Below are 7431 nucleotides of genomic sequence, written 5' to 3' on the forward strand. Positions count from 1 at the left end.
AAAGGGTTAATTTTCGACAACCTTGCCAGCATATACCGGGCTGTCGCTTACTATCTTTCCATAATTAAACTTGATGATCCGCGTCGCACAATCATAATAGTCATCATCGTGGGTGATGGCAATGATGGTCTTTCCTTTCTCTTTTAATGAGGGCAAAATCTGCTGGTAGAAGTATCTTCTGAAACGAGGGTCCTGTTCTGCGGCCCATTCATCGAGCACAATTACTTCTTTATTTTCCAGCAGCGCGTAAATAAGTGCAAGGCGCTTCTGCTGTCCTTTGGAATATTTCTTGCCCAGGGTCTTCTGCTCTCCGTCAAGCTTCAGGATCCTGCCCATATCCATCAGCTCAATATATTCTGACAACTGTGCATTGGCGGCGGTTAACTCAAAACCATCATAGTTGTCGTTGAATAAATAATTGGTGGTAAACACAGCGCTCATGCTGTCACTGTAATTTACATAATTCTCATCGTTAATCTCGCGCTCATTCAGATAGATCTTACCTGAATAAGGCCGGTAAAGCCCGGACAACAAATAGCCAAATGTACTCTTGCCACTGCCATTGCCTCCGGTTACAAACACGATCTCTCCACGCTGAATGGCAAGATTAAATGGTTCCAGGTGAAAGCCCTGTTCTTTTCCCTTATCATAACGGTAGCTGACGCCTTCAAAACGTATGCTGTCGAACGGCTCATCCGCCAGGTCAACAGTAGCAGCAGTATGGCTATCCAGTGCATCCAGCATACTGTCAAATACATTCAAGCGCTGCACAGATATCTTAACGGCAGTATAGGTAGGCACCAATGTCAATATGATGGCGATCGGTCCTATAAGATACAAAATAGTGATCAGAAATGCAGACGTTTTCGCTATATCCAGGTGAAACAGTACCGGCAGCACAAACATAGTAATGCCCATTACGATATACCAGCTGTAACTACCTATCAGCTCATTATCCATGTACTTTACAGATGTACCTATGGATATATTTCGTCCTGCCTCCCTGTTCTTAATCAGGAAATTGTCGAATATGGAAAGATTCCTGGTAATACTCATCTTCAGTTCCTTAAAACCATGCAACAGATCTTCCAGGTGTTTATAATATACATTCTGCAGATCGCGCTGTTTGTTCAGATCTGCTTCTATTGCCTTGTTGCGCACAATATAGAACACCAGCAATGCCGCCATCACCAGCAACACAAATGCTGCTCCCATGGGTGCTATCCAGAACAGATAACCAAAACAGCAAAGGATCACCACAAAAGCGTTGAATGCATTCATGAATACTTCCGGTGCATGTGCCAGCACCTTAGTGTCGTTGATAGCGGTATACACTTTCTCATTTCCCAGCGATTCAAAATCTTCATAAGACGCATGGCGCAGCTTGGTCAGTATCGTCAATTCAAAATCGAACAGTATGTTATTGGTCAGCCGGATCATGTAAGCCTGAAAGTACCGCGAACAGATTAAGGACGCCGTCACAATTACAATAAATACCACCCAGTTGTACGCAGGAAATACGGGAAACGGCTTACCGGCTATCGTACTGTTGATAAACATCAGCAAACCTCCGTTCAATAAGCTATTAAACAAACCCAGTACGACCACATAACCGATCGCTTGTTTCGACTTTTTTATCAGTGTATCGAGAAAACTCATAAGAATAGTTTTAATAGCGGCCTATAAAGAAGGAACTTCAAAGACCTCAGAGAATATATTGAACGTTAGTATGATGATGAGCAGGTCCATATCATAAGGCGGGGTCAGAATAAAGTCCTTATGCGTATACATGGCTTTCAGCCGTTCTACAGTATCCGGATTGAAATAACCTCTTCTTTTAATGTAGTCGTAGGATAACAGATCATTCACCCACTCGTTGTTGTTTTTCAGTAACTGCGGACTACCAGGCGCCACAAACCCAAATTTCTCACGGTCTATGATCTCTCTTGGCACATATTTATCTGCCAGCCGTTTGAGAATATACTTCTCCTTCATATTCTTCAACATCAGGCCGGGTGGTATTTGCCGTACAAATTCCACCAGTGGCACATCCAGGAAGGGATAGCGGCCTTCAACGTTATTAGCCAGCGTCATCCGGTCGCCATGGTCTGCAATAAGATGTCCCGCCAGTCTTAATTTAAAGTCCACATAAGAACGCTGGTGGAAAATATGCCTGTTCTTCAAACGCTTATGTGCAACTGCCGGCTGCCGCAAACAGTCAAACTGTGTATACACGTCGTTAACGCCGGTGGAATAAAGCGCTTCTTTTGTGCTCTTAAATTCGTACTCATTCTTCTCGTAGATAAAATCTTCATTCCCCCACAAGGTTTTCCTTACCTGGTCTTCCATCAGGTAATCCAGGTCTTTGACCACACCATTCTTCGCCCGCTGGTAATCGAACTTATAACCGGCATATCCTCCAAAAAGTTCATCAGCGCCTTCCCCGGAGAGAATTACTTTAATCTGCTGGTCCTTTGCCTTTCCTGACAGTGCCAGCGAGCAGACATTATATGTTTCCTTCAATGGCGCCTCCGAAAAATATACCACCTGCTTCAACTTATTGTCCAGGTCTTTCCAGTTAAACTCCACCTCATGGTGCATAGACCCGATGTGTTCACTCATAAGCCGCTGGTAGCGTTGTTCGTTGATCTCTTTGTTGTCGGGCGAACCGGAAAAGCAGATCGAAAAAGAACTGAAGTCTCTGCCATTCTTCAGGCTACGCATAGTAGCACCGATAATAGACGAGTCTAATCCTCCGCTCAGGTAAAAGCCTACTGGTACATCGGCATGCATCCGGTACCTCACAGATTGTTGCAAGAGTTCATCCAGCTGTTCTATGTAATAAGATTCTGTTTTCTCTTCGTAAACATGTGCTTCTTCCGGATATTCCAGGTCCCAGTACTCATGCAGTTCCAGCTTTCCATTGCTGAATAATCCGTAATATCCCGGCGGCAAACTCCTGATGTGTTTGAACATTGTTACAGGAGCGATATTCGCGGGGAAAGAAAAGATCTGATCAAGTCCGCTGAGGTCCACATCTCTTGGCATACCGGGGAATTCCAGCAGGGCTTTCATCTCCGATCCGAACAGGAACACGTGTTCCTGCTGACTATAAAACAAGGGGCAAATGCCGAAATGGTCCCTGGCGAAAAACAATGTCTGTTTGCTTTTATCGTACAAGGCAAAAGCGAACTGTCCGTTCAGCTTGTTCAGGAACCCGGTCCCATATTCACGGTACAGATGAAGGATCACTTCCACGTCACACGCAGAACGGAACAGATGCCCCCTGGCCTGCAGATCAGCCCTTAGCTCTTTGTAGTTATAGATCTCTCCATTACAGATCATCACGATGTTATCATCTGCGCTGAAAAAGGGCTGCTGACCGTGTGCAAGGTCAATAATGCTCAGACGGCGAAAACCAAACCCGACATGCCCGTCTGCATAACTGGTGGCATCATCTGGTCCGCGGTGTTCCATCTTCCCGGCCATCTGCCTTAGTATATTCTCATCAACGGTCTGCTGCCTGTTATTGTAAATTATCCCGGTTATACCGCACATAACAAAAGTTTAATTGAGCTCAAAGTGAGTAGCCGCATTGCTGGTAGCAGTAAATGTGACGATCTCACCAAATACGTAAAAAGCGGCGTCCAGGATAGCCTCATCGGCTGTGGCGCGCTGTTCTGCAGCTGCCAGCCGTTCCGGCACCGGCCAGCAGATGGTGACTGTATTGATACCATTTGTGCAGATATCTGCCGGTACTGTCAGTGAATGACGTGTCCATTTTCCTGATACTGCCACTTCACTTACCTGGACTCCATTCAACAACACGGTGATCTTACCTTCTTCCGGCAATCCAGGCACACGGAGTGAGATATCAAAGAATACCGGTTCATCTTTAGCAGCTACCAGGAAGAAGACTGATTGCGCATCCCTGGCCTGATAAAAGGCTGCTTTTGTGCCCTGGTATTCATCATATGAAGTAGCGTGATAAAATGTCTCCAGCAGGTTAACTGCCTGTATAGATACACCATGTTCCTTATTCCTGAGATCATCTACATACTTAATGAGATTAACGCCCGCTGTCTGCAACGCAGCTACCATTGCATTCACCAGATCGATCTCCATCGTCTTGCCGGAACGGGGGTGTAAGAGGGCGTGTACATATCTGTCCAGGCGCGTATTGCCTGTTACCAGTATTTCCAGTGTTTTGCAAAGATTGTTGGAAGCACTGCGGTTCATCATATCGCAGTAGTAGATCATTGTGCGGGCAATTTCTTTAGAGTACTGCAGTGCCTTCAAACAGTGATGATACAGTATCCCATACTGCTGCCCCCAATGTGCATTATGAATGGCAGCAAACAAGTGCGCCATGGCATGTACTTCCTGATCGGGCCTGATGCTTGTGGCAGACACCTTACCATTACCTGTATTACCTGACAACACAAATATCCGCTCAGCTACGGCCTGCATGGCCACCTGTATACCCTCCGCCGTAAAATGGCAATAGTCAAGGAACAGGTCCTTTCCGGGTATTTTTCCATTCAGGTGCCTGCTGAACACTTCGGGAATGTCTACCACATCTATTTTGTGGCCCGCCGCTTCCCGAAGGATCGTCTGCCTGGTGATGTTGAACATACGCGGTTTACTATTGGTGCGGCAGAACAAGGCCGTATCTCTCGCCGTTTCCAGATAAACACGCGCCTTATCATACTCCTGCAATAGCAGGTGTGCATCAGCCAGCAGTTCATATCCGTACGGATGACTGGGATCCAATGCTATCATCCTACTGGCATGTGATATACCGCGTTGCGCATCCTGTTCTTTTAATACCAGCTCTGCCTGATCTCTGGCGGCTATCCAACCGGCAATGCCATTATCAGGCAGCCGTGATATAAAACGCTCTCCAGGCGTACTTCTGCAATCCAGCAGATTGAACTCTGGTATGGCAAATATTACCGGTAATGCAGGACCTCCCACGGTCCGTACGTACTCCAGGAAAGAACCTACCAGTGTAGAAAATAACTCCTCTAATATCGTTCTTGCACTGCTGATATCCTGATTAAGCACCAATGCCTCTCTTACGCGGGATAGATATGTTTTGTCGGTTAATATCATATTCACCAGGTCATCGCGCCAGTTATTCCCCGCCAGGAACAATACCATATCCGGCTCCAGCGCCAGTGCCTCACGGTAACGCTCCTTCAGACCCGCCATACCCAGATTAGTCTCTGCCAGGTCTATCACCTCAAATTCATCCTTATCGGCATTACCATTTAGTAAAGTACCCAGCACCTGTGCAGGCGTAAAACCAGGGTCCAGCAGGAATCCACGAGCTACAGACTCGCCCAGCAGAACGACCCTTTTGCGGGTTCCTTTTGCAGGGATCATGGGAATATCGGCAAAATAGGTCCAGCGGGCTTTCCTGGAAACATCACGGCTATATACTATTTCGCCGTCTACCTCTTCCGGTTTGTAAATACCTATATGCCCGGTTGCTGTGGAGCGGGATAATGATGTATCTGCAATGTGTTCATTGGTAATACCCAACTCTTCGAACAGGGTATCTATTGCTATATTGGATGACTGCCCACTGCTTAACAATAAAGCAAGGGCGTCTGCTTTCTCTCTTAATGCTGATGATGGTCGTACAGACATACTCCTTTTTTTAATTAAGATCAGATAAAAGTGTAGACGTTAGGGTTCAATTCGAATGAAGGACGCTCCAGGAGATTCTGGTTGATCATCTCCAATATGCTGGTATCATTGTTTTCGTTGTCAATGATAAAATCCTCCAGTATCAGACAGTCTATGTCGGTGGTAACGAAACATATCAATGCTTCCTCCGGGTTACATACTATCGGCTCATCTCTTACATTGAAGGAAGTGTTCAGCAGAATAGGACATCCTGTTAAATCTGCAAAGGCTTTCAGCAATGCAGCAAATCGCGGATTGGTCTTTTCACTCACTGTCTGTACCCTGGCCGATCCATCTACGTGGGTAATTGCAGGCAGATCAAAGGAAGAGATCACCTGGCAGGTTTCCAGCATAAAAGGTGAAGGATGGTCTATGTCGAAATGTTCGCCTGTTGCTGATTCTAATACAGCAGGTGCAAAGGGTCTGAACGCTTCACGTTTCTTTACCATTGCGTTGATGCGGTCGCGCATATCGGCGCCCCTTGGGTCAGCCAGTATTGAGCGGGCGCCCAGTGAACGCGGCCCGAACTCCATCCTGCCGTGGAACCAGCCTATCACTTTACCTTCCGCCAGACGTTGTGCCACCTGCTTTACAAGCTCACCGTCATCCTGGTGCTGCGTATATCGCAGAGAAGTAGCGCTCAGCAATTTCCTGATCTCTGCTGAACCATAGGAAGGCCCCAGGTAAACATGCTCCAGCTGGCTGGTCATTGCCTCTCCGGATAGATCAGTATGCGCCAATGCCGCTGCCCCAAGTGCACATCCGGCATCTCCTGCAGCGGGTTGTACAAAGAGTTGTTTAAAAGGACTGTTCTTCAGGATCTTTCCGTTTGCCACACAATTCAAGGCGACACCACCGGCCATACAAAGATTTTCGGCGCCTGTTTTTTCATGCAGATAACGCGCCTTCTCTATCAGGATCTCTTCCAGCACTACCTGCAGACTAACCGCAATGTCTTCATGCACCGGCAGTATTGCTGTTTCCTTTTTTCTTGGCGCCAACCCGAATAATGCAGGCAAGGCCTCACTGTACATCTTCTCTCCTTTCAGGAAATCAAAGTACTCCATGTTCAACTCATACTGACCAGCTTCTCCGTTCCTGATAAGCTGTCTTATTTTATCAACATACAAAGGCTTACCGTAAGGAGCGAGTCCCATTACCTTATACTCTCCGCTGTTTACGCTGAAACCCAGGTAGCTGGTAATAGTACTGTATAATAATCCGAGTGAGTCCGGGAAAGATACTTCTTCAAACAGCTCCAGCTTAGCACCCTTACCCATACCATAGGTAGTGGTAGCCCACTCTCCTACGCCATCTACCGTAAGAATAGCGGCATGGTCGAAGCCGGAATAATAATAACTGCTGGCAGCATGTGACTGGTGATGCTCATAAAATCTGATGGGACCATCAAAACCAAACTGCTCCCTGATCTGCCGTTCTACGGCTGCATGGTCTGTATTGCGTATACTGTCTGCAGTAATAAATCTGCTGCCACTCCATAGTTGCCGGGACAATTTCTTTACCGGATCTTCATAATAGGCGATACAGTCAATGTCGGAGATGGTAATGCCTGCTTCTTTCAGGCAATAATTAAAGGCCGCCTTTGGCAGATCGGGATCATTCTTTTTTCTGCTGAACCTTTCTTCCTGCACTGCGGCTTTCAATACGCCGTCCTGGAGTATACAACAGGCTGAATCGTGGTAAAAGGCAGAGATGCCAATTATATTTAAACTCATG

Annotated in this window: 4 protein-coding genes; all 4 read right to left on the reverse strand. The window is 46.6% G+C overall.

From position 1 onward, the window contains the following. Window positions 1-6: 6 nt before the first annotated feature. From L3C95_RS11760 to L3C95_RS11775, 4 genes are read right to left on the reverse strand one after another with little or no spacing between them, the layout of a single operon-like run. Window positions 7-1659: a cyclic peptide export ABC transporter gene (locus L3C95_RS11760; protein WP_236387262.1), complete on the reverse strand. Its 1653-nt coding sequence runs from the start codon at window positions 1657-1659 to the stop codon at window positions 7-9. Window positions 1660-1680: 21 nt separating this feature from the next. Further along, entirely contained in the window at window positions 1681-3558 is a 1878-nt protein-coding gene (asnB, locus tag L3C95_RS11765; RefSeq protein ID WP_236387264.1) for an asparagine synthase (glutamine-hydrolyzing), read from the reverse strand. Between the two features lie 9 nt (window positions 3559-3567). Next, window positions 3568-5655: an SGNH/GDSL hydrolase family protein gene (locus L3C95_RS11770; RefSeq protein ID WP_236387266.1), complete on the reverse strand. Its 2088-nt coding sequence runs from the start codon at window positions 5653-5655 to the stop codon at window positions 3568-3570. A 20-nt stretch (window positions 5656-5675) separates the two neighbouring features. Continuing rightward, a complete protein-coding gene (locus L3C95_RS11775) occupies window positions 5676-7430 on the reverse strand; it encodes a carbamoyltransferase (RefSeq protein ID WP_236387268.1) in 1755 nt (584 codons plus the stop codon). Between the last annotated feature and the right edge of the window lies 1 nt (window position 7431).

Origin of the sequence: Chitinophaga filiformis (assembly GCF_021646545.1) — a bacterium.
Taxonomy (GTDB): domain Bacteria; phylum Bacteroidota; class Bacteroidia; order Chitinophagales; family Chitinophagaceae; genus Chitinophaga; species Chitinophaga filiformis_A.

Bases quoted from the DNA above. Each gene is read 5' to 3' on its own strand.
- L3C95_RS11760 (WP_236387262.1), bottom strand. From the start codon at position 1,659: ATGAGTTTTCTCGATACACTGATAAAAAAGTCGAAACAAGCGATCGGT.
- L3C95_RS11770 (WP_236387266.1), bottom strand. From the start codon at position 5,655: ATGTCTGTACGACCATCATCAGCATTAAGAGAGAAAGCAGACGCCCTT.
- L3C95_RS11775 (WP_236387268.1), bottom strand. From the start codon at position 7,430: ATGAGTTTAAATATAATTGGCATCTCTGCCTTTTACCACGATTCAGCC.
- asnB (WP_236387264.1), bottom strand. From the start codon at position 3,558: ATGTGCGGTATAACCGGGATAATTTACAATAACAGGCAGCAGACCGTT.